The organism is Paenibacillus lactis (genome assembly GCF_017873605.1).
Taxonomy (GTDB): domain Bacteria; phylum Bacillota; class Bacilli; order Paenibacillales; family Paenibacillaceae; genus Paenibacillus_AQ; species Paenibacillus_AQ lactis.
Genome location: NZ_JAGGKI010000021.1, coordinates 17819 through 40299, shown reverse-complemented (window position 1 = coordinate 40299; position 22481 = coordinate 17819). Strand labels below are relative to the sequence as shown.

Here is a 22481-nt window from a genome sequence, read left to right as displayed (position 1 = left end):
TTAAACCGGATGCGTGCATCCGGATCATGTGGGAGGAAATTCCGCTAACACCACAAAGGAGGAAAAAACATTCATGGCTAAACACGGTAAGAAATACGTTGAAGCTGCGAAGCTGATCGACAGCGAAGCAACTTATGAGCCTTTGGAAGCTGTAGAGCTTGTGAAGAAGGCTGCAACGGCTAAATTCGACGAAACTGTCGAAGTGGCTGTGCGTTTGGGTGTAGACCCTCGTAAACAAGACCAGGCTGTTCGCGGTGTTGTTGTACTGCCACACGGTACAGGTAAGACACAACGCGTTCTGGTATTTGCAAAAGGTGAAAAAGCGAAGGAAGCGGAAGCGGCTGGTGCAGATTTTGTTGGCGATCAGGACATGATCAACAAAATCCAACAAGGCTGGTTCGATTTCGATGTCTGCGTAGCTACACCTGATATGATGAGCGAAGTCGGTAAACTTGGCCGTCTGCTCGGTGGTAAAGGCCTGATGCCTAACCCTAAAGCCGGTACGGTTACATTCGAGGTTGCCAAGGCTGTTCAAGAAATCAAAGCTGGTAAAATCGAGTACCGTCTGGACAAAGCAGGTCAAATTCACGCTCCGATCGGTAAAGTGTCCTTCAGTGCAGAACAACTGAATGAGAACCTCAAAGCTCTCATCGATGCATTGAATCGTGCGAAGCCGGCTGCCGCTAAAGGTGTATACCTGAAAGGCATCGCTGTTTCCTCGACCATGGGACCTAGCGCTCGCGTGAGCACAGCTGTTTACAGATAATATTTTTCCATTGACTTTGGTCATGGACATTTGATATTATGTAACAGTTGTGAGTCTTAGAGACTGACCCCTAAAGTTGAATATGCTTACCGTAGACAGTAGGTGCCCTAAGCAGGCTTAATTTCCTACCGAGGTGTTATGATAGAACGTCAGCAGCTTGTCCGGACATTCCGGTCAAATGATGATTCATCAGGCCTTCGTGATTCTACGGAGGCTTTTTTAGTGCCCGTAGGAAGAGCGGGGGGCAAGTGATTTGCTCCTAGCGCTACTAATACAACCAGGAGGTGTAAACATTGGCAAACGCAAAAGTGATTCAAGCGAAACAAGAAGCGGTTGAGGTGATTGCAGCTAAATTGCGCGAGAGCGTGACGACTGTTGTTGCGGACTACCGTGGTTTGAACGTATCGCAAGTTACCGAACTGCGTAAGCAGCTTCGTGAGGCTGGCGTTGAGTTCCAAGTATTGAAGAACTCGTTGCTTCGCCGTGCGACTGCAGCTGCTGAGCTGTCCGAGCTTGACGAAGTATTGACTGGACCTACAGCTGTAGCGTTTGGTACCAATGACGCTGTCGCTCCAGCAAAAATCCTGAATGATTTTGCGAAGAAGAACGAAGCGTTGAAATTGAAAGGCGCAGTAGTAGAAGGCCGTGTGGTTGGAGAGAGCGAAATCAAGGCTCTGGCAGAACTTCCATCCCGCGAAGGTCTCCTCTCCATGCTCCTCAGCGTGCTTCAGGCTCCAGTGCGCAACTTCGCGCTTGCAGTTAAAGCCGTTGCTGAGAAGGAAGAGCAAAGCGCATAAGCTTGGGCTTGCCCGAGCGGTGTAACAACAACTATTAAATCTTAATTATAAATGGAGGTTCAACTTAAATGAGCAAAGAGCAAATCTTGGAAGCAATTAAAGGTATGTCTGTTCTGGAACTGAACGATCTTGTAAAAGCAATCGAAGAAGAATTCGGTGTAACTGCTGCAGCTCCAGTAGCTGTTGTAGGTGGCGCTGGTGCAGCTGAAGCTGCTGAGCAATCCGAATTCGACGTAATCCTGGCAAGCGCTGGCGCTTCCAAGATCAACGTAATCAAAGTGGTTCGCGAAATCACTGGTCTTGGCTTGAAAGAAGCAAAAGAACTGGTTGACAACGCTCCAAAACCATTGAAAGAAAAAGTATCCAAAGACGAAGCTGAAGCTGTTAAAGCTAAGTTGGAAGAAGCAGGCGCTTCCGTAGAAGTGAAGTAATTGCTTCCATAACCGAATCGTCAGCATGAGACAAACCCCTTGAATTTTGGTTCAAGGGGTTTGTTATTGTGGCGGGAAATCTTTTATACTGTTTCTAAAAAAGATAGGACATACTGGTTAATGAAGGGACAGTGCGCCTAGGCCAGTCATGATCTTATGGATCATAATGGAACGACGGTGCTACGATTTACAGGAGGGCAAGAATGCCGAATCAACATTATTACTCGAATCAGCCGGAAACCGCACATGACCGTAAAGAGCTGAAGGCCGAGCTCCGGGGACACTCGCTGAGCTTCATCAGCGATGCCGGGGTGTTCTCCAAGAGCGGCATTGATTATGGCAGCCGGGTGCTGATCGACGCGATGGAATTCGCGCCGGATGCTTCCGTGCTGGATGTGGGCTGCGGGTACGGCCCGATTGGACTGACGGCGGCCAGACTGGCCCCGCAAGGACATGTAACCATGATCGACATTAACAGCCGTGCCGTGGAGCTTGCCCGGGAAAATGCGAGGCATAACGGCATTGCCAATGTGACGATTCTGGAGAGCGATTTGTTTACGGCAGTCAAGGATCAAGCGTTCGACGTGGTGTTGACGAACCCGCCGATCCGTGCCGGGAAGGAAACGGTGCATACGATTTTTGCGGAAGCATGGAATCATTTGCGTCAGGGCGGCCAGCTGTGGGTTGTGATTCAGAAGAAGCAGGGGGCACCGTCCGCGAAGGCCAAGCTGGAAGCGTTGTTTGGGCAGGTGGAGGAAGTGACGAAGGATAAGGGATATCGGATATTCAAAGCAACCAAAGCCTGAACGAAGGATGACGAGATCCACCGAGGATGAAGGCCTTTGATTCCACGGGACTTGTCAGCAAGGTGAAACTTCTGGAGAAGATAGAGTCCTCTGAGAGGCTTAACGGATTTTCATACCGAAGACTCTTGAAATGCAAAATAAAATACAGCATGGGCTGTTGACTTGGGTATTCTGATATGGTATTATTATAAAATGTCAGTATTAGGATGGTCTCTTTGTCTTTAGTTTGCTGAAATGTCAAGCATTATTGTGCGGAAAGATGCATAAAGTATGTCGTCTTGACGTATAATATGTACGTTTTAGGCAAATCTACAAGATATGAGATGATTATCATAACCATGGATAAGCTGCTCTTTTTTCGAAAGGTATTCGATAAGGGCTTTTCTCTATTTATGGGTGTGTGCTCTGTATGTTCCATTATAGTGTTACAAACAGAGGTTCGCAATGAATTTTTAAGTGAGTAGACATGAGGGGTGAGTTTAAGTTGGCAGGACATCTTGTTCAATATGGTCGACGCACTCGGCGCAGTTATTCTCGTATCAACGAGGTACTCGAAGTTCCGAACCTGATTGAAATCCAACAAAAATCTTATGAATGGTTTTTGGAGGAAGGACTCCGCGAAATGTTCCAGGACATCTCGCCGATTCAGGATTTCACGGGGAATTTGGTGCTTGAGTTCATTGACTACAGCCTTGGAGAACCGAAATACACCGTCGATGACGCGAAAGAACGCGACGTTACTTATGCGGCGCCGCTCCGCGTAAAAGTCCGGCTCATTAACAAGGAGACCGGCGAGGTCAAGGAGCAGGAAGTGTTCATGGGTGACTTCCCGTTAATGACGGAAACCGGAACGTTCATTATCAATGGTGCCGAACGGGTTATTGTCAGCCAGTTGGTTCGCTCTCCCAGCGTCTATTTCAGCACAAAAGTGGATAAAAACGGTAAATCGACTTACACAGCAACAGTGATCCCGAATCGCGGAGCATGGCTGGAACTGGAGATGGATGCGAAGGACATCATTTATGTCCGGATCGACCGTACCCGCAAAATCCCGGTAACGGTTCTGCTGCGGGCTCTTGGCTTCGGTACCGATGCCGAGATTCTGGAATTGCTGGGCAATGATGAATATATTCAAAACACGCTGGATAAAGACAACACGGACTCCACCGAGAAAGCGCTCATCGAAATTTATGAACGTCTTCGTCCGGGCGAGCCGCCGACGCTGGAGAATGCGAAGAGCCTCCTGGTCGCTCGTTTCTTTGATCCGAAACGTTATGATCTGGCGAATGTCGGACGCTACAAAATCAACAAGAAGCTTCACATCAAGAACCGTCTCTTCAACCACCGTTTGGCTGAGAGCCTGATCGACGTCGAAACGGGCGAGATTATTGCGGAAGCAGGTCAAACTGTGGATCGTCGTCTTTTGGACGAGATCATGCCTTATCTCGAGAAGAGCGTCGGCTTCAAGAAATACCATGTAACCGGCGGTGTGATGGACAGCGACGATATTACGCTGCAGACGATTGACGTATTCTCTCCGATCGAGGACGGGAAAGTGGTCAAAGTCATTGCAAACGGCAATATCGACAAATCGGTGAAACATATTACGCAAGCCGATATTATCTCTTCCATCAGCTACTTCATCAACCTGCTGCATGGCATTGGCAACACCGATGATATCGACCACCTGGGCAACCGTCGTCTGCGTTCCGTGGGCGAGCTGCTTCAGAACCAGTTCCGTATCGGTTTGTCCCGTATGGAGCGCGTGGTGCGTGAAAGAATGTCGATCCAGGATGCGAACGTGATTACGCCGCAGGCGCTGATCAATATCCGTCCGGTGATCGCCTCGATCAAGGAGTTCTTCGGAAGCTCCCAGCTGTCTCAGTTCATGGACCAGACGAACCCGCTGGCGGAACTGACGCATAAGCGTCGTTTGTCCGCACTCGGGCCGGGCGGTTTGACTCGTGAGCGCGCAGGCTTCGAAGTACGGGACGTTCACCACAGTCACTACGGCCGTATGTGTCCGATCGAGACGCCGGAGGGACCGAACATCGGTCTGATCAACTCCTTGTCAACGTTTGCCCGCATCAACGAGTATGGTTTCATTGAAGCTCCATACCGCTGGGTTGATCCGAAGACCGGGAAAGTCACCGAGCAAATCGATTACCTGACTGCCGACGAAGAAGATAACTACATCGTCGCTCAGGCAAACGCCGAGCTCAATGAAGACGGCACCTTCGCCGATGACATGGTTATCGTTCGTTACAATAAGCAGTCCGATAACATCCTGCCAATGCCGAGCGACCGTGTAGACTACATGGACGTTTCGCCGAAACAGGTTGTGTCGGTTGCGACGGCGCTCATTCCGTTCCTTGAGAACGACGACTCCAACCGTGCGCTGATGGGATCGAACATGCAGCGGCAGGCCGTTCCGCTTCTCGTTCCGAAAGCACCGCTTGTCGGTACCGGGATGGAGCACAAGGCTGCTAAAGATTCCGGTGTATGTATTGTGTCCAAATACGACGGGATTATTGAGCGCTCATCCGCCAACGAAATCTGGCTCCGCCGCGTGGAAACCGTGGATGGACAGGAAGTCAAAGGCGATATAATCAAATATAAATTACACAAATTTATGCGTTCGAACCAAGGAACATGCATCAACCAGCGTCCGATCGTCAAACGCGGAGACGTGGTCAAGAAAGGCGATATCCTCGCTGACGGACCGTCGACCGAACTTGGCGAATTGGCATTGGGCCGCAACGTCGTCGTTGCGTTCATGACTTGGGAAGGCTACAACTACGAGGATGCGATTCTCCTCTCCGAGAAGCTGGTGAAAGAGGATGTATACACTTCGATTCATATCGAGGAATACGAATCCGAAGCCCGCGATACGAAGCTTGGTCCTGAGGAAATCACGCGCGATATCCCGAACGTGGGTGAAGAAGCGCTGAAGAACCTTGACGAGCGCGGTATTATCCGCATCGGTGCCGAGATCAGCGCAGGCGACATTCTGGTCGGTAAAGTAACGCCTAAGGGTGTTACCGAGCTGACAGCAGAAGAGCGCCTCCTGCATGCGATCTTCGGTGAGAAGGCTCGCGAAGTGCGCGACACTTCCTTGCGCGTTCCTCACGGCAGTGACGGAATCATCGTTGACGTGAAGGTGTTCACTCGCGAGAATGGCGACGAGCTGCCGCCGGGCGTCAACCAACTGGTTCGCGTCTACATTGCGCAGAAACGTAAAATTTCCGAAGGTGACAAGATGGCCGGACGTCACGGTAATAAGGGTGTCGTTGCCCGTATTCTCCCTGAGGAAGACATGCCGTTCCTGCCGGATGGCACACCGGTTCAAGTCGTACTGAACCCGCTCGGGGTTCCGTCGCGTATGAACATCGGTCAGGTGCTTGAGGTTCACTTGGGCATGGCTGCCCTTCAGCTCGGCATTCACGTTGCAACGCCGGTATTTGACGGCGCGAACGAATACGACGTGTTTGATACGATGGAAGAGGCCGGCATGCAGCGCAACGGTAAAACCGTGCTTTACGACGGTCGTACCGGTGAACGCTTCGAGCGTGAAGTTACGGTCGGCGTCATGCACATGATCAAGCTCGCGCACATGGTTGACGATAAGATCCATGCCCGTTCCACGGGACCATACTCGCTCGTTACGCAGCAGCCGCTGGGTGGTAAAGCTCAGTTCGGCGGACAGCGCTTCGGTGAGATGGAGGTGTGGGCGCTTGAAGCTTATGGTGCCGCTTATACACTGCAAGAAATTCTTACCGTCAAGTCCGATGACGTGGTCGGCCGGGTGAAAACCTACGAATCCATCGTTAAGGGCGAGAACGTGCCGGAGCCGGGCGTTCCTGAGTCGTTCAAGGTATTGATTAAAGAGCTTCAATCGCTTGGTATGGATGTTAAGATCCTCAGCGAGAATGAAGAGGAAATCGAGATGAAAGAGCTCGATGATGAAGATGATGTTCAAGGTGACAAACTGAGCCTTAACTTGGAAGGCGCTGAAGTCGGAGTGGAATAACGGTCATTTCATCACCGCCGCCCTGCTATGATGCGGCGGCGGTGATCTTGACTGTATAGCACATAAATAGGACTAAGTTGAGGAGGGTTGCTCCTTGTTGGACGTTAACAATTTTGAGTACATGAAGATCGGTCTTGCTTCCCCAGAGAAAATCCGCTCGTGGTCTCGCGGAGAGGTTAAGAAGCCGGAGACGATTAACTACCGTACATTGAAGCCCGAGAAGGAAGGTCTGTTCTGTGAACGGATTTTCGGTCCGCAGAAGGACTGGGAATGTCATTGCGGTAAGTATAAGCGTGTCCGTTATAAAGGCGTAGTCTGTGATCGCTGCGGCGTTGAAGTAACGCGTGCCAAAGTCCGTCGTGAACGGATGGGGCACATCGAGCTGGCTGCACCGGTATCGCATATTTGGTATTTCAAAGGCATTCCGAGCCGGATGGGTCTGGCGCTGGATATGTCCCCAAGATCCCTGGAAGAGATCATTTATTTCGCATCTTATGTCGTTACGGATCCAGGCGACACACCGCTGGAGAAGAAGCAGCTGTTGTCTGAGAAGGAATACCGCAGCTATCGCGAGAAGTACGGCTACGGCTTCCAAGCCGGCATGGGTGCTGAAGCGGTCAAGAAGCTCCTGCAGGATCTTGATATTGAAAAAGAGCTTGAGTTCCTGAAAGAAGAGCTGCGCACGGCTCAAGGGCAGCGCCGTAACCGTGCGATCAAGCGTCTGGAAGTTATCGAGGCTTTCCGTAATTCCGGCAACAATCCGGAATGGATGGTTATGGACGTACTCCCGGTTATTCCGCCGGAACTGCGTCCGATGGTACAGCTCGACGGGGGCCGTTTTGCGACCTCGGACTTGAACGACCTGTACCGCCGTGTCATCAACCGGAACAACCGTCTGAAGAGACTGCTGGATCTCGGAGCGCCGGATATTATCGTACAGAACGAGAAGCGCATGCTGCAGGAAGCTGTTGACGCGCTTATCGATAACGGCCGCCGCGGCCGTCCGGTAACGGGTCCAGGCAACCGTCCGCTTAAATCCCTCAGCCACATGCTGAAAGGTAAGCAGGGCCGTTTCCGTCAGAACTTGCTCGGTAAACGGGTAGACTATTCCGGTCGTTCCGTTATCGTCGTAGGACCTTATCTGAAGATGTACCAGTGCGGTCTTCCTAAGAAGATGGCGCTTGAGCTGTTCAAGCCGTTCGTGATGAAAGAACTGGTCAATAAAGGCCTTGCTCATAATATTAAGAGTGCGAAGCGCAAGGTAGAACGCGTCAGCCCGGAAGTATGGGATGTGCTTGAGGAAGTCATTAAAGAGCATCCGGTTCTCCTGAACCGTGCACCGACGCTTCACAGACTCGGGATCCAAGCGTTTGAACCGATTCTCGTCGAAGGTCATGCCATCCGGCTTCACCCGCTCGTATGTACGGCTTACAACGCCGACTTCGACGGTGACCAAATGGCGGTACACGTTCCGTTGTCGGCTGAAGCCCAAGCGGAAGCGCGTCTCCTGATGCTGGCATCCGGCAACATCCTGAACCCGAAAGACGGTAAGCCGGTCGTAACGCCGTCCCAGGATATGGTTCTTGGTTCCTTCTATCTGACCATGGATAACAAGGAAGAGAAGGGTACCGGCATGATTCTGGGCAGCGTGAACGAAGCGGTATCCGCGTATCAGCGCGGAACTGCGGGCCTCCATGCCCGTGTAGCGATTCCGGTTAAGGCTCTGGGTAAAACCAGCTTTACGGAAGAGCAGCAAAAGGCGATGCTGATTACGACGGTGGGACGGATTATCTTTAACGAAATCTTCCCTGCCAGCTTCCCGTACATCAACGAGGCGACCCGTACCAACCTGCTTCAAGGTACACCTGAGAAGTATTTCGTATACGAAAAGGGTGCCAACCTGCAAGAAGCTATTCAAAGTCTTCCGGTTAGCGGCGCGGTCGGCAAGGAATATCTGGGTCAAATTATCGCCCGCTGCTTCGAGACGTACCATACGACAGAAACCTCTGTCATTCTGGATAAGATCAAGCAGCTCGGCTTCACGTACTCGACTCGCGCAGGGGTTACCGTTGCGGTAGCCGACGTTATCGTCCCTGAGGAGAAGAACGAGATTCTGAGAGAGTCCGACGAGAAGGTTAAAGTGGTAACCAACCAATACCGCCGTGGCTTGATCACGAACGAAGAACGCTATGACCGCGTCATCGACATCTGGTCGAAAGCGAAAGACGATATTACGGACGTCTTGATGAAATCGATGGACCGCTTCAATTCCATCATGCTCATGGTGGACTCCAAAGCGCGGGGTAACAAATCGCAGATCACCCAGCTGGGCGGTATGCGTGGTCTGATGGCGAACCCGTCGGGCCGTATCATCGAGCTCCCGATCAAATCGAACTTCCGTGAAGGCCTGACGGTACTCGAGTACTTCCTGTCCACGCACGGTGCGCGTAAAGGTCTCGCCGATACGGCGCTTCGTACAGCTGACTCGGGTTACCTGACCCGTCGTCTCGTTGACGTTGCGCAGGACGTCATCGTCCGCGAGGATGAGTGCAGCACGGATAAAGGCTTCACTGTAAGCCGGATCCAAGACGGTAAGGAAGTTATCGAGGATCTGTACGATCGGATCGAAGGACGTTACTCCTTTGAAACGGTTCGTCATCCTGAGACAAAAGAGATCATCGTTAACCGCAACGAGCTGATCGATTCGGATAAAGCAGCCGAAATCGTCAAAGCCGGCGTGGAGTCGGTACAAATCCGCTCCATCCTGAGCTGCCGGGCGCGTTATGGCGTCTGCAAGAAGTGTTATGGCCGCAACCTGGCTACCGGCAAGCATGTTGAGATTGGTGAAGCGGTAGGTATTATCGCGGCTCAATCCATCGGTGAACCGGGAACCCAGCTGACGATGCGTACATTCCACACAGGCGGCGTTGCCGGTGACGATATTACGCAAGGTCTTCCGCGTATCCAGGAGCTCTTCGAGGCCCGTAACCCTAAAGGTCAAGCGACCATTAGTGAGATCGACGGCGTCGTGAAAGAGATCCGCGAAACGAAAGACCGTCGTGAAATTGAAATTCAAGGTGAGGCCGAAACGAAGGTCTACTCCGTAACGTATGGCTCCCGTCTGCGCGTTAGCGAAGGCAAGCACATCGAAGCTGGGGATGAACTGACCGACGGTTCGATCGATCCGAAGGAAATGCTTCGCATTAAAGGGATCCGCGGCGTGCAGAACTATATCCTTCAGGAAGTTCAGCGCGTATACCGGAACCAGGGCGTAGAAATCAACGATAAGCACGTTGAGGTTATGATCCGGCAGATGCTGCGCAAAATCCGCATCGTCGACGCTGGAGACACGAATCTTCTGCCTGGCTCCTACGTGGATATCCATGAATACGAAGTGGCTAACAAAGAAGCCATTCTGTCCGGCAAAGAGCCAGCGGTTGCAAAACCGGTTCTGCTCGGTATCACGAAGGCTTCCCTTGAGACAGACTCCTTCTTGTCCGCGGCCTCCTTCCAGGAGACAACCCGCGTCCTGACAGATGCAGCGATCAAAGGTAAAGTCGATCAGCTGCTCGGTCTGAAAGAGAATGTCATCATCGGTAAGCTGATCCCTGCGGGAACAGGCATGAGCCGTTACCGCAACGTGAGATTCGAGGGTCAGAACGATGCGAACGATGAAAGCCAGGAGCTGGAAACCGCTTCTGTAGAATAAAGGAAATGGAGGTGAGAGGAGCCGGGGCTGCTTGATCAAGCCGGCTTTCGGCTCCTTCCCTGCCATTTCTTTTTTTTCACGTTTAATAGCTTGACATCGCCTAGGGCAGATGCTAATATAGCAAAGGTGCGTGAATCGTTGCCTTGTTCCCTGTTCTTTTGGAGGAATGCTTAATGTCTAATGATAAAGGATTACAGGATGCACACGTCAAGATCGGCACCAAACAAACAATGAAGGCCGTTGAAACCGGCCGGGCTACAGAAGTATATGTGGCTGAAGATTGCGACCAGCGTCTGATATCCAAGATCGTATCCCACTGCGAACGATATGGCGTACCTATCAACTATGTACCGACCATGAAGGAGCTTGGGGAAGCATGCGGTATTGAAGTCGGCGCAGCAGCGGCCGCTGTCTTGAAATGATGATTGAGAAATCGTTTTTGCTTTGAGAAGGCAGCTTCTCTATCGGCAAAAACTTTTCATTTGTTCTTTTATGAACCGCCTGGGTCTGTGGACTTAAAATGGTTTGTAACAGGATGATAATTACGGGAAGGGGGTGGCTAACATGCCAACAATCAACCAACTGGTTCGCAAGGGCCGTCAAGCTAAAGTTTACAAGTCGAAATCTCCAGCACTTCAAAAAGGGTTCAACGCTTTGAAACGTGAGGAGACTGATCTGAGCGCTCCGCAAAAACGCGGTGTTTGCACTCGTGTAGGCACAATGACGCCGAAAAAACCGAACTCCGCACTTCGTAAATATGCTCGTGTTCGTTTGACGAACCGCATCGAGGTGACTGCTTACATTCCAGGTATCGGTCATAACTTGCAAGAGCACAGTGTCGTATTGGTTCGCGGTGGACGGGTAAAAGACCTTCCGGGTGTACGTTACCACATCGTTCGCGGCGCGCTTGATACCGCTGGTGTTAACAACCGTATGCAGGCTCGTTCCAAATACGGTACGAAGCGTCCTAAAGCAAAAAGCTAATTGAAGCTCATGTTGGATAAACATGACTCATGACTGAAGAAAGGGGGATATCCATGCCACGCAAAGGTCCAGTTACAAAAAGAGACGTGCTGCCAGATCCGGTGTACAACAGCAAGCTGGTAACTCGTCTGATCAACCGCATCATGTTGGATGGTAAAAGAGGTGTTGCTCAAAGCATCCTTTACAACGCGTTCAACATCATCAAGGAACGTACGGGCAATGATCCGATGGAAGTGTTTGAAGCAGCCATCAAGAACATCATGCCGGTACTGGAGGTAAAAGCTCGTCGTGTCGGCGGTGCGAACTACCAAGTTCCAATCGAAGTTAAGCCAGAGAGACGTACTTCCCTGGGATTACGTTGGCTCGTTAACTACTCCCGCAACCGCGGTGAGAAAACAATGGAAGAGCGTTTGGCAGCAGAGATCATCGATGCTTCCAACAACACAGGCGCTTCCGTTAAGAAACGCGAAGACACGCACAAAATGGCTGAAGCGAACAAAGCGTTTGCTCACTACCGCTGGTAGGATTCAGCAGCTAATAAACTTCAATTTTGAAGGGAGACTATTCGCATGGCAAGAGAGTTCTCCTTGAAAAATACACGTAATATCGGGATCATGGCGCATATTGACGCTGGTAAAACGACCACCACAGAGCGGATCTTGTTCTATACAGGCCGTACGCACAAAATCGGTGAAGTTCACGAGGGTGCTGCTACGATGGACTGGATGGAGCAGGAGCAGGAGCGCGGTATCACGATTACTTCCGCTGCTACGACCGCTCAATGGAAAGGTCATCGCGTTAATATCATCGACACCCCGGGACACGTTGACTTCACAGTAGAAGTTGAACGTTCCCTTCGTGTATTGGATGGGGCAGTAGGTGTATTCAGTGCGAAAGAGGGCGTTGAGCCTCAGTCGGAAACCGTTTGGAGACAGGCTGACAAATACGGGGTTCCTCGGATCGCATACGTAAACAAAATGGACATTATCGGCGCCGACTACTTGAATGTTGTTAAAGACATGAGAGATCGTCTGCAAGCGAACGCGGTTGCTATTCAGCTTCCGATCGGTGCAGAGTCCGACTTCGTCGGCATCATCGATATCATCGAGGAAAAAGCTTATATGTATAAGGATGACCTCGGTCAAAATATCGAAGAAACCGAAGTTCCAGCGGAATTCAAGGATCAAGTTGAAGAGCTCCGCAACGAGCTCATCGAGAAGGTTGCAGAACTTGACGAAGATTTGACAATGAAATACCTTGAAGGTGAAGAAATCACCGTGCCTGAGATTAAAGCGGCTCTGCGTAAAGGTGTTGTCGAAGTTAAAATCTTCCCGGTTATCTGCGGATCTTCTTACCGTAACAAAGGGGTTCAGCTGATGCTGGACGCTGTTATCGATTACTTGCCGGCTCCAACCGACGTACCAAGCATCCAAGGAACTTTGGAAGACGGTACTGAAGTTGAGCGTCACTCTTCCGATGAAGAGCCATTCGCGGCGCTGGCGTTCAAAATCATGACAGACCCTTATGTTGGTAAGCTTACATTCTTCCGCGTTTACTCCGGTATTTTGCAATCCGGCTCTTACGTACTGAATGCAACGAAAGGTAAGCGCGAGCGTATCGGACGTATCCTTCAGATGCATGCGAATAGCCGTCAAGAAATTACCGAAGTTTACTCCGGTGATATTGCGGCTGCCGTAGGTTTGAAAGATACGGGTACAGGTGATACACTGTGTGATGAGAAGCATCCAGTAATCCTGGAATCCATGAACTTCCCTGATCCGGTTATCGAAATCGCGGTTGAGCCTAAGACGAAAGCCGACCAGGACAAAATGGGCGTGGCTCTCGGCAAGCTGACCGAAGAGGATCCGACTCTTCGCGCGCATACTGACGAGGAAACCGGTCAAACGATCCTTGCAGGTATGGGTGAGCTTCACTTGGACATCATCATCGACCGTATGCGTCGTGAGTTCAAAGTGGAAACCAACGTAGGTAAGCCTCAGGTTGCCTATCGTGAAACCTTCCGTGCTCCAGGGCGCGTTGAAGGTAAATTCGTTCGTCAGTCCGGTGGTCGTGGTCAATACGGTCACGTTTGGGTTGAGTTCGAGCCTCTGGAACCAGGTAGCGGTAACCAGTTCGACAGCAAGATCGTCGGCGGTGCTGTACCTAGAGAATACATTGCGCCAGCACAACAAGGTATTGAAGAGCAAATGAAGAACGGCGTACTCGCCGGCTTCCCGATCGTAGACGTTAAAGCAACGATCGTTGACGGTTCTTACCATGATGTCGACTCCAACGAGATGGCGTTTAAGATTGCAGGTTCCATGGCCCTCAAAGCAGCTAAAGACAAGTGTCAACCTGTCCTGCTTGAGCCAATCATGAAAGTGGAAGTTACCGTGCCTGAGGAATACATGGGCGACGTAATGGGTATGCTGAACTCCCGCCGTGGACGTATCGAAGGTATGGATTCACGCGGTGGCGCTCAAATTATCCGTGCGAAAGTGCCTCTGTCCGAAATGTTCGGATATTCCACAACTCTGCGTTCCGGTACACAAGGTCGCGGCGTATTCTCGATGGAACTCTCCCACTACGAAGAAGTTCCTAAGAATATCTCCGAAGAAATCGTGTCCAAGCACAAGGGCGGAGAGTAATAGCACGAGTTCAAAAGTCGTGTAAGGCGATTCTTTGAACAACTTCTAATAACGTTTTACCTGTCGGGGAGGAGAATGGAGCTACCGTTTCATTCCTCCGCAACCGGCCCAAACATATAAATCCCCTTAAGGAGGAATTGTTCAAATGGCAAAGGCTAAATACGAACGTACGAAACCCCATGTTAACATCGGTACTATCGGTCACGTTGACCACGGTAAAACAACTCTGACTGCTGCAATCACAACTGTATTGTCCAAAAGATACGGCGGTGCAGCTATGTCCTTCGACCAAATCGATAAAGCTCCAGAAGAGCGCGAGCGCGGTATCACAATCTCTACTTCCCACGTAGAGTACGAAACTGACGCACGTCACTATGCACACGTTGACTGCCCAGGACACGCTGACTATGTTAAAAACATGATCACTGGTGCAGCTCAAATGGACGGCGCTATCCTGGTTGTATCCGCAGCTGACGGCCCAATGCCGCAAACTCGCGAGCACATCCTGCTGTCCCGCCAAGTAGGCGTACCTTACATCGTTGTATTCCTGAACAAATGCGACATGGTTGAAGACGAAGAGCTTCTGGAACTGGTTGAAATGGAAGTTCGTGATCTCCTGAGCGAATATGACTTCCCAGGCGATGACACTCCAATCACTCGCGGTTCCGCTCGTGAAGCGCTGCAAAACCCAGACGGTCCTTGGGCTGACAAAATCGTTGAGATGTTTAAAACAATCGACGAGTACATCCCATTGCCTGAGCGCGACACTGACAAGCCTTTCTTGATGCCTGTCGAGGACGTGTTCTCCATCACAGGTCGTGGTACAGTTGCTACTGGCCGTGTTGAGCGCGGAACAATCAAAGTCGGCGACGAGATCGAAATCGTTGGTATCGAAGAAGAGACTAAGAAATCCGTTGTTACGGGCGTTGAAATGTTCCGTAAATTGCTGGATTCCGCTCAAGCTGGTGACAACATCGGTGCTCTGCTTCGCGGTATCGACCGTACTCAAATCGAGCGTGGTCAAGTACTTGCTAAGCCAGCTTCCGTTAAGCCACACACTGAGTTCACTGCTCAAGTATACGTACTGAGCAAAGAAGAAGGCGGACGTCATAAGCCTTTCTTCACTGGCTACCGTCCACAGTTCTACTTCCGTACTACGGACGTAACTGGTGTGATCAACCTGCCAGAAGGTTCCGAAATGGTTATGCCTGGTGACAACATCACCGTAACCGTTCAACTGATCGCTCCAATCGCGATCGAAGAAGGAACAAAGTTCTCCATCCGTGAAGGCGGCCGTACCGTAGGTGCTGGTTCCGTAGCTTCCATCATTAAGTAATTTAGGCTTATCGAACAGCCTGAACATATAAAGCAACAGCGTGATGTAACGAGCAACAGTGTGATGTAACGATAACAGAGTCTGATCTTTTACGATCAGGCTCTTTGTTTTTAATACCGCGGGATCCGAAACGTACGAGCAGCGGCATACTTCATATCTATGTCGGGACGTTGTCCACGATGCAGGAATAAGGGGATAAGCACGGCCGGGAAACCTTATTCTATAGTAGAAAAAAAGAGGAAATGCAAGGTATGAATAAATTCTGATTTTATGCTTGCAATGCGCCTATCTTTTCTATATAATAGTGAATGTTGTTCTGCGACGTTGCGATGATGTGAGAGGTTACCGACACACCCGGCCCCTTTGCCATGAGGCAGGTGTTCGGAAAATTTTCACGGAGTATGTCCGATACCAAATTGGGCGATAGAAGGAGGGAATAAAATGGCAAAGCAAAAAATTCGTATTCGCTTGAAAGCATACGACCACAGAATTCTTGATCAATCCGCTGAGAAAATTGTTGAGACAGCAAAACGTTCGGGTGCTGGTGTTTCCGGTCCGATCCCGCTTCCAACTGAAAAGCAAGTAATTACCATTCTCCGTGCGGTGCACAAGTATAAGGATTCTCGGGAACAGTTCGAAATGCGTACTCACAAACGCTTGATCGACATCGTGAACCCGACTCCACAAACTGTGGATGCCTTGATGCGCTTGGACCTGCCGTCCGGTGTAGATATCGAAATCAAACTGTAATAGCATAACGAATTAGTGAAGGGAAAAGAGGTGTCAACATGAAAGGTATCTTAGGTAGAAAACTCGGGATGACTCAAGTATTTACCGCAGAAGGTAATGTAATTCCTGTAACGGTTATCGAAGCAGGTCCTTGTGTTGTTTTGCAGAAAAAAGACCTGGAGAACGACGGATACGAAGCGATCCAGATCGGTTTCTCCGATAAGAAAGAAAACAATGCCAACAAGCCAGAAGCAGGACATGCGAAAAAAGCAAACACTGCACCTAAGCGCTACGTTCGCGAAATTCGCGGTGTTGACCTCGCGAGTGTCGAGGTCGGCCAAGAGCTGAAGGCGGATGTCTTCGCAGAAGGCGAATTTGTTGACGTTACTGGAATTTCCAAGGGTAAAGGTTTCCAAGGCGTAATCAAGCGTTGGGGACAAAGCCGCGGACCAATGTCCCACGGTTCCCGTTATCACCGCGGACCTGGTTCCATGGGTTCGATCCAAGCTAACCGTGTTCCGAAAGGCAAGCGTCTGCCAGGACATATGGGACATGATACGGTAACGATCCAAAAGCTTGAAGTTATCAAGGTTGATGCTGAACGCAACGTTATCCTTGTTAAAGGTTCCGTACCTGGACCGAAAAAAGGCTTTGTGCAAATTAAACAAACGGTGAAGAAATAGTCGCCTAAAGAAAGGAGGAGCAAACAATGCCTAAAGTAGCACTTTATAATGTCAGCGGTAGCCAAGTTGGCGAAGTAGAATTGAACGAAGCAGTATTCGGTATCGAGCCGAACGTGCATGTTATGCACAGCGCAGTATTGCTGCAGCGCGCTTCCCTTCGTCGTGGTACGCATAAAGTAAAAGGACGTTCTGAAGTACGCGGCGGCGGACGTAAGCCTTGGAAACAAAAAGGCACCGGCCGTGCTCGTCAAGGTTCGATCCGCGCACCACAATGGAAAGGCGGCGGAACGGTATTCGGACCAACTCCGCGCAGCTATACATTCAAACTTCCTAAGAAGGTTCGTCGTCTGGCGATCAAATCCGCTTTGTCTTCCAAAGTGAACGACAACGCAATTATCGTATTGGATCAATTGACGCTGAATGCGCCAAAAACGAAAGAGTTTGCTAATATCTTGAGCAATCTTAAGGTAGGACGTAAAGCTCTGATCGTTGCTCCTAGCTACGATGATAATGTTGCCCTTTCCGCTCGTAACATCCCAGGTGTGAAGTTCGTAGCGGCTGATGGCATTAATGTTCTTGACGTACTGTCGTACGATCAACTGATCATTACGAAAGAAGCAGTTCAGAAGGTAGAGGAGGTGCTCGCGTAATGAAAGACCCTCGCGATATAATCAAGCGCCCGGTGATCACGGAACGTACGGCTGACTACATGGCAGAGCTGAAATATGCTTTCGAAGTTGACATTCGTGCGAACAAGACCGAGATCAAGCAAGCTGTTGAATCTATTTTTAAAGTTAAAGTTTCGAGTGTGAATACGATGCGTGTTCCTGCGAAGCCGAAGCGTTATGGCCGTTATTCCGGTTACACAACCGAATGGAAGAAAGCTATTGTAACGCTGACAGCGGACAGCAAGCCGCTCGAGTTCTTTGAATCGGTTGAATAAGAAAACTGCTAAGTAAGGAGGGAAAACACAGTGCCTATTAAAAAGTATAAACCGACATCCCCGGCTCGACGCAACATGTCCGTGTCGACTTTCGAAGAAATCACCACGAACAAGCCGGAGAAATCGCTCTTGGCGCCGCTGAGCAAAACAGCCGGCCGCAACAACCAAGGTAAAATTACGGTTCGTCACCATGGCGGCGGACACAAGCGTAAATACCGTATCATTGACTTCAAACGGAACAAAGACGGCATTCCAGGTCGCGTTGCTACGATTGAATACGACCCGAACCGTACTTCTAATATCGCGCTGATCCACTATGCAGATGGTGAGAAGCGTTATATCCTCGCTCCAAAAGGTCTGAAAGTCGGAGATCAAATCGTATCCGGCGTTGGTGCGGACATCAAAATCGGTAACGCTCTTCCATTGGAGAACATTCCGGTTGGTACCGTTATCCACAACATTGAATTGAAGCCAGGCAAAGGCGGACAATTAGTTCGTGCTGCTGGTACGGAAGCACAGCTTCTCGGTAAAGAAGAAAAGTACGTTACAGTACGTTTGTCTTCCGGTGAAGTTCGTCACATCCTGAAAACTTGCCGTGCAACCATCGGTTCTGTGGGTAACCAAGACCATGAGTTGATCAAGATCGGTAAAGCTGGACGCAGCCGCTGGCTCGGACAACGTCCTGAAGTACGAGGTGTCGTCATGAACCCTAACGATCACCCACACGGTGGTGGTGAAGGCCGCGCTCCAATCGGACGTAAATCGCCTATGTCTCCATGGGGTAAACCAACCCTTGGTGCCAAGACCCGTAAAAAAGGTAAAGCTTCTGACAAATATATCGTTCGCCGCCGCACGAAGTAATGCGCGAGAGTGCATCGCTTCGTGAGAGGCTTTGGATGGTAACGAGACAATTTGGTGAAGGGAGGATTTCTATATGAGCCGTAGTTTGAAAAAAGGACCTTTCGTCGACGGATACCTGCTCAAGAAAGTGGAGGAAATGAACAGCGCAAACAAGAAGGCTGTGATCAAAACTTGGTCCCGCCGCTCCACTATTTTCCCGCAATTTATCGGTCACACGTTCGGTGTATATGATGGCCGCAAGCATGTACCTGTATATGTAACAGAGGACATGGTAGGACACAAGTTGGGTGAGTTTGCTCCAACTCGTACTTACAAAGGTCACGAAGACGATAAGAAAACGAGAAGATAATTATCGAAGCTCTTTGTTTGAGAGGAGGTTAAACAATGGAAGCAAAAGCACATGCAAGAATGGTACGGATTGCTCCTCGTAAAGCTCAACTCGTTGTTGACTTGATTCGCGGCAAGCAAGTCGGTGAAGCCATCGCAATTCTGCGTCACACTCCAAAGGCTGCGTCTCCAGTAGTTGAGAAGCTGCTCAACTCGGCGATCGCGAATGCTGAGCACAACTATTCCTTGGACGTTAACAAGCTGGTGGTAACCGAGGCGTATGTTAACCAAGGACCGACAATGAAACGTTTCCGCCCGCGTGCAATGGGACGTGCAAGCCGGATTAATAAACGCACCAGCCACATTACTTTGGTGGTAGCTGAAAAATAAGGAGGGAAAACGTGTGGGCCAAAAGGTAAATCCAGTAGGACTCCGTATCGGTATTATCCGTGACTGGGAATCCAAATGGTATGCAGGCAAAGATTTCGGTGATCTTTTGCTGGAAGACGTAAAAATCCGTGAATACCTGAAGAATAAATTGAAAGACTCCGCTGTATCCCGTATTGAAATCGAGAGAGCAGCGAATCGTGTGAACGTAACGATCCACACTGCGAAGCCAGGCATGGTTATCGGTAAGGGTGGTTCCGAAGTTGAAGTTCTGCGCGGTCAAGTAACGAAGATCGCCGGCGGCAAAAAAGTTCACATCAACATTTCTGAAATCAAGAACCCTGAACTGGACGCAATTCTTGTTGCTGAAAGCATTGCACAACAGCTGGAACGTCGTGTATCCTTCCGTCGTGCGCTGAAGCAAGCAATTCAAAGAACAATGCGTGCCGGAGCGAAAGGGATTAAAACATCGGTCAGCGGACGTCTTGGCGGAGCCGAGATTGCTCGTACAGAAGGCTACAGTGAAGGAACTGTTCCACTTCATACGCTTCGTGCAGACATCGACTATGGTACAGCAGAAGCGCATACGACTTACGGCCGTATCGGCGTGAAAGTATGGATCTATCGTGGAGAGGTTCTTCCTACGGCTAAGAAACAAGCTGCTCAGGAAGGAGGCAACTAATCATGTTGGTACCAAAACGTGTAAAACACCGCAAACAACAGCGCGGCCATATGAGAGGTCAAGCTAAAGGCGGTACTGAACTGAACTTCGGCGAATTCGGTCTGCAAGCAATGGAGCCAGGCTGGATCACGAACCGTCAGATCGAAGCTGCGCGTATCGCGATGACTCGTTACATTCGCCGCGGCGGTAAAGTATGGATCAAGATTTTCCCAGATAAGCCGATCACTCAAAAGCCTCTCGAGGTCCGGATGGGTAGCGGTAAAGGTAACGTTGAGAAATGGGTTGCCGTAGTTAAACCAGGCAAGATCATGTTTGAACTTGGAGGCGTGTCCGAGGAAATCGCCCGCGAAGCGATGCGTCTCGCCGCTCACAAGCTGCCTGTGAAAACGAAGTTTGTGAAACGAGAAGAAGTGGGTGGTGAAGCAAATGAAAGCTAATGAACTGCGCAACTTAACCACTGCAGAAATCGAGCAAAAAATCGCCGGATTTAAAGAAGAACTCTTTAACCTCCGTTTTCAATTGGCTACGGGCCAGCTTGATAATCCAACTCGGATCCGTGACGTTCGCAAAGAAATAGCTCGTGCTAAAACCGTTATCCGTGAAAGAGAACTTGGGATTAGTTAATGAGACAGGCGAAAGGTCGTCTGTATTCAGGAAGGAGGCTAACAAATGAGCGAAGAACGCAATGCTCGTAAAGTGCAAATCGGTAAAGTTGTCAGCGACAAAATGGATAAGACCATTGTTGTAGCTGTTGAAACTTATAAGAAGCATGACTTGTACCACAAGCGCATTAAATACACGAAAAAATTTAAAGCGCATGATGAGAACAATGAAGCTCAAATCGGAGATACCGTTAAAATCATGGAAACTCGCCCTCTCTCCAAAGACAAGCGCTGGAGACTGGTTGAAGTGGTAGAAAAAGCGGTTATCATCTAAGAAAATGATCAGTTTTCGATGGAAGGAGGACATTTAAATGATTCAACCATTTACTCGTTTGGCTGTTGCTGACAACTCCGGTGCGAAGGAACTGATGTGTATCCGCGTATTGGGTGGTACTGGTCGCCGTACAGCTCAAATCGGTGATTTGATCGTATGCTCCGTCAAACAAGCAACACCAGGCGGCGTTGTCAAAAAAGGTGATGTAGTTAGAGCAGTAGTTGTCCGCACGAAGCGTTCCGTACGCCGTAAAGACGGTTCTTACATCTCTTTTGACGAGAATGCAGCAGTTGTTGTTAAAGACGACAGAAGCCCACGCGGAACTCGTATTTTCGGACCAGTTGCTCGCGAACTTCGCGAAAGAGACTACATGAAAATCGTTTCCTTGGCTCCGGAAGTAATCTAATAACCCGAAAAGCGGTGCTTATCGGCTTAGCGGGTACCCGATAAATCGATGAACTGGCTAGTCATAGGAGGTGTAACGAATGCCTAAAGCAAAAAAGGTTCTGGAATCCCACAACAATAAATTGCACGTGAAAAAAGATGATACGGTTATCGTCATCAGCGGTAAGGATAAAGGCAAAAAAGGCCGTGTTATCGCAGCATATCCTCGTGAAAACCGCGTTCTGGTTGAAGGTGTGAACATGATCAAGAAGCACCAAAAGCCGAACCAAATGAACCCTCAAGGCGGTATCATCGAGAAGGAAGCTCCGATCCATGTATCGAACGTTATGCACGTTGATCCGAAGAGCGGAAAAGTAACCCGTATCGGTTACAAAGTACTGGACAACGGCAAGAAGGTTCGCGTAGCGAAGAGATCCGGAGAAGTTATCGATAAATAAGACGGTTTAGAAAGGAGGTCCTTGAATCATGGCAGCAAGAATGAAAGAACGTTTTTTGAATGAAGTAACTCCTGCTCTGATGCAGAAGTTTAGCTATAAAACAGTAATGCAGGTACCAAAAATCGAGAAGGTTGTCATCAACATGGGTGTAGGTGACGCTGTAGCAAACTCGAAGGTGCTTGATTCCGCTGTAAACGACATGCAGCTGATTGCTGGTCAAAAACCGGTTATCACCCGTGCTAAGAAATCCATCGCGGGCTTCAAACTGCGTGAGAACATGCCGATCGGTGTGAAGGTGACATTGCGCGGTGAGCGTATGTACTACTTCCTCGACAAGCTGTTCAACGTTACACTCCCACGTGTACGTGACTTCCAGGGCGTGTCCACCAAAGCATTTGACGGACGCGGCAACTATACGCTCGGTCTGAAAGAGCAGCTCATTTTCCCTGAAATTGAGTATGACAAAGTGGATAAGGTTCGCGGTATGGATATCGTTATCGTAACGACAGCTAAAACCGATGAAGAGTCCCGTGAATTGCTTGCTCAACTGGGCATGCCATTTGCAAAATAAGACGGTTGTCCTT

Annotated in this window: 25 protein-coding genes and 1 other annotated feature; all 25 genes read left to right on the top strand. The window is 49.8% G+C overall.

The genetic code is table 11. The features are described from left to right. Positions 1 to 73: 73 nt before the first annotated feature. The 25 genes from rplA (at position 74) to rplE (ending at position 22468) form a co-directional block, all read left to right on the top strand. The gene (gene rplA / locus J2Z18_RS26005) at positions 74 to 766 is read left to right on the top strand and encodes a 50S ribosomal protein L1 (protein ID WP_007132579.1); all 693 of its coding nucleotides are present in this window, start codon (positions 74 to 76) and stop codon (positions 764 to 766) included. Positions 767 to 837: 71 nt separating this feature from the next. Beyond that, positions 838 to 996 (top strand) — a sequence feature (ribosomal protein L10 leader region). A gap of 63 nt (positions 997 to 1059) precedes the next feature. Continuing rightward, positions 1060 to 1563 carry a 50S ribosomal protein L10 gene (gene rplJ, locus J2Z18_RS26000; protein ID WP_007132578.1) on the top strand — a complete coding sequence of 168 codons (504 nt, stop codon included), beginning with the start codon at positions 1060 to 1062 and terminating at the stop codon, positions 1561 to 1563. A gap of 68 nt (positions 1564 to 1631) precedes the next feature. Beyond that, entirely contained in the window at positions 1632 to 1994 is a 363-nt protein-coding gene (gene rplL, locus J2Z18_RS25995; protein WP_007132577.1) for a 50S ribosomal protein L7/L12, read from the top strand. Between the two features lie 203 nt (positions 1995 to 2197). Continuing rightward, on the top strand, positions 2198 to 2800 hold the full coding sequence (locus J2Z18_RS25990) for a class I SAM-dependent methyltransferase (protein ID WP_007132576.1): 603 nt from the start codon (positions 2198 to 2200) through the stop codon (positions 2798 to 2800). A 484-nt stretch (positions 2801 to 3284) separates the two neighbouring features. Continuing rightward, positions 3285 to 6830: a DNA-directed RNA polymerase subunit beta gene (gene rpoB, locus J2Z18_RS25985; RefSeq protein ID WP_028406470.1), complete on the top strand. Its 3546-nt coding sequence runs from the start codon at positions 3285 to 3287 to the stop codon at positions 6828 to 6830. A gap of 94 nt (positions 6831 to 6924) precedes the next feature. Continuing rightward, a complete protein-coding gene (gene rpoC, locus J2Z18_RS25980; RefSeq protein ID WP_007132574.1) occupies positions 6925 to 10539 on the top strand; it encodes a DNA-directed RNA polymerase subunit beta' in 3615 nt (1204 codons plus the stop codon). 173 nt (positions 10540 to 10712) lie between these two features. Further along, positions 10713 to 10961 (top strand): ribosomal L7Ae/L30e/S12e/Gadd45 family protein, encoded by a 249-nt coding sequence (locus tag J2Z18_RS25975; protein ID WP_007132573.1) that lies wholly within the window; start codon positions 10713 to 10715, stop codon positions 10959 to 10961. Between the two features lie 142 nt (positions 10962 to 11103). Further along, complete coding sequence (rpsL, locus tag J2Z18_RS25970; protein ID WP_006212930.1) at positions 11104 to 11523, top strand: 30S ribosomal protein S12; 420 nt, start codon at positions 11104 to 11106, stop codon at positions 11521 to 11523. Positions 11524 to 11576: 53 nt separating this feature from the next. Further along, positions 11577 to 12047: a 30S ribosomal protein S7 gene (gene rpsG, locus J2Z18_RS25965; protein ID WP_007132572.1), complete on the top strand. Its 471-nt coding sequence runs from the start codon at positions 11577 to 11579 to the stop codon at positions 12045 to 12047. A 45-nt stretch (positions 12048 to 12092) separates the two neighbouring features. Further along, a complete protein-coding gene (gene fusA / locus J2Z18_RS25960) occupies positions 12093 to 14171 on the top strand; it encodes an elongation factor G (RefSeq protein WP_007132571.1) in 2079 nt (692 codons plus the stop codon). A 145-nt stretch (positions 14172 to 14316) separates the two neighbouring features. Then, positions 14317 to 15507, top strand: coding sequence for an elongation factor Tu (gene tuf / locus J2Z18_RS25955; RefSeq protein WP_007132570.1), 1191 nt, complete (start codon positions 14317 to 14319; stop codon positions 15505 to 15507). 441 nt (positions 15508 to 15948) lie between these two features. Beyond that, the gene (rpsJ, locus tag J2Z18_RS25950; RefSeq protein WP_006676490.1) at positions 15949 to 16257 is read left to right on the top strand and encodes a 30S ribosomal protein S10; all 309 of its coding nucleotides are present in this window, start codon (positions 15949 to 15951) and stop codon (positions 16255 to 16257) included. 38 nt (positions 16258 to 16295) lie between these two features. After that, entirely contained in the window at positions 16296 to 16919 is a 624-nt protein-coding gene (gene rplC, locus J2Z18_RS25945) for a 50S ribosomal protein L3 (protein ID WP_007132569.1), read from the top strand. A 26-nt stretch (positions 16920 to 16945) separates the two neighbouring features. Continuing rightward, the gene (gene rplD, locus J2Z18_RS25940; protein ID WP_007132568.1) at positions 16946 to 17569 is read left to right on the top strand and encodes a 50S ribosomal protein L4; all 624 of its coding nucleotides are present in this window, start codon (positions 16946 to 16948) and stop codon (positions 17567 to 17569) included. After that, positions 17569 to 17862 carry a 50S ribosomal protein L23 gene (gene rplW / locus J2Z18_RS25935; protein ID WP_007132567.1) on the top strand — a complete coding sequence of 98 codons (294 nt, stop codon included), beginning with the start codon at positions 17569 to 17571 and terminating at the stop codon, positions 17860 to 17862. The genes rplD and rplW overlap by 1 nt, the downstream gene beginning before the upstream one ends. 30 nt (positions 17863 to 17892) lie before the next feature. Then, positions 17893 to 18723, top strand: a complete 831-nt coding sequence (rplB, locus tag J2Z18_RS25930; RefSeq protein WP_007132566.1) for a 50S ribosomal protein L2 — start codon at positions 17893 to 17895, stop codon at positions 18721 to 18723. A 73-nt stretch (positions 18724 to 18796) separates the two neighbouring features. Continuing rightward, complete coding sequence (gene rpsS, locus J2Z18_RS25925; RefSeq protein ID WP_007132565.1) at positions 18797 to 19072, top strand: 30S ribosomal protein S19; 276 nt, start codon at positions 18797 to 18799, stop codon at positions 19070 to 19072. Between the two features lie 35 nt (positions 19073 to 19107). Then, on the top strand, positions 19108 to 19440 hold the full coding sequence (gene rplV / locus J2Z18_RS25920; protein WP_007132564.1) for a 50S ribosomal protein L22: 333 nt from the start codon (positions 19108 to 19110) through the stop codon (positions 19438 to 19440). 13 nt (positions 19441 to 19453) lie between these two features. After that, positions 19454 to 20119 carry a 30S ribosomal protein S3 gene (rpsC, locus tag J2Z18_RS25915; RefSeq protein ID WP_007132563.1) on the top strand — a complete coding sequence of 222 codons (666 nt, stop codon included), beginning with the start codon at positions 19454 to 19456 and terminating at the stop codon, positions 20117 to 20119. 2 nt (positions 20120 to 20121) lie between these two features. Continuing rightward, on the top strand, positions 20122 to 20556 hold the full coding sequence (gene rplP / locus J2Z18_RS25910) for a 50S ribosomal protein L16 (RefSeq protein WP_007132562.1): 435 nt from the start codon (positions 20122 to 20124) through the stop codon (positions 20554 to 20556). Then, a complete protein-coding gene (gene rpmC / locus J2Z18_RS25905) occupies positions 20546 to 20743 on the top strand; it encodes a 50S ribosomal protein L29 (RefSeq protein WP_007132561.1) in 198 nt (65 codons plus the stop codon). The genes rplP and rpmC overlap by 11 nt, the downstream gene beginning before the upstream one ends. Positions 20744 to 20788: 45 nt before the next feature. Continuing rightward, positions 20789 to 21055 carry a 30S ribosomal protein S17 gene (rpsQ, locus tag J2Z18_RS25900; protein ID WP_007132560.1) on the top strand — a complete coding sequence of 89 codons (267 nt, stop codon included), beginning with the start codon at positions 20789 to 20791 and terminating at the stop codon, positions 21053 to 21055. 37 nt (positions 21056 to 21092) lie between these two features. Further along, positions 21093 to 21461, top strand: coding sequence for a 50S ribosomal protein L14 (gene rplN, locus J2Z18_RS25895; protein WP_006212911.1), 369 nt, complete (start codon positions 21093 to 21095; stop codon positions 21459 to 21461). Positions 21462 to 21540: 79 nt separating this feature from the next. Further along, the gene (gene rplX / locus J2Z18_RS25890) at positions 21541 to 21897 is read left to right on the top strand and encodes a 50S ribosomal protein L24 (RefSeq protein ID WP_007132559.1); all 357 of its coding nucleotides are present in this window, start codon (positions 21541 to 21543) and stop codon (positions 21895 to 21897) included. Between the two features lie 28 nt (positions 21898 to 21925). Continuing rightward, positions 21926 to 22468, top strand: a complete 543-nt coding sequence (gene rplE / locus J2Z18_RS25885; protein WP_007132558.1) for a 50S ribosomal protein L5 — start codon at positions 21926 to 21928, stop codon at positions 22466 to 22468. Positions 22469 to 22481 lie beyond the last annotated feature (13 nt).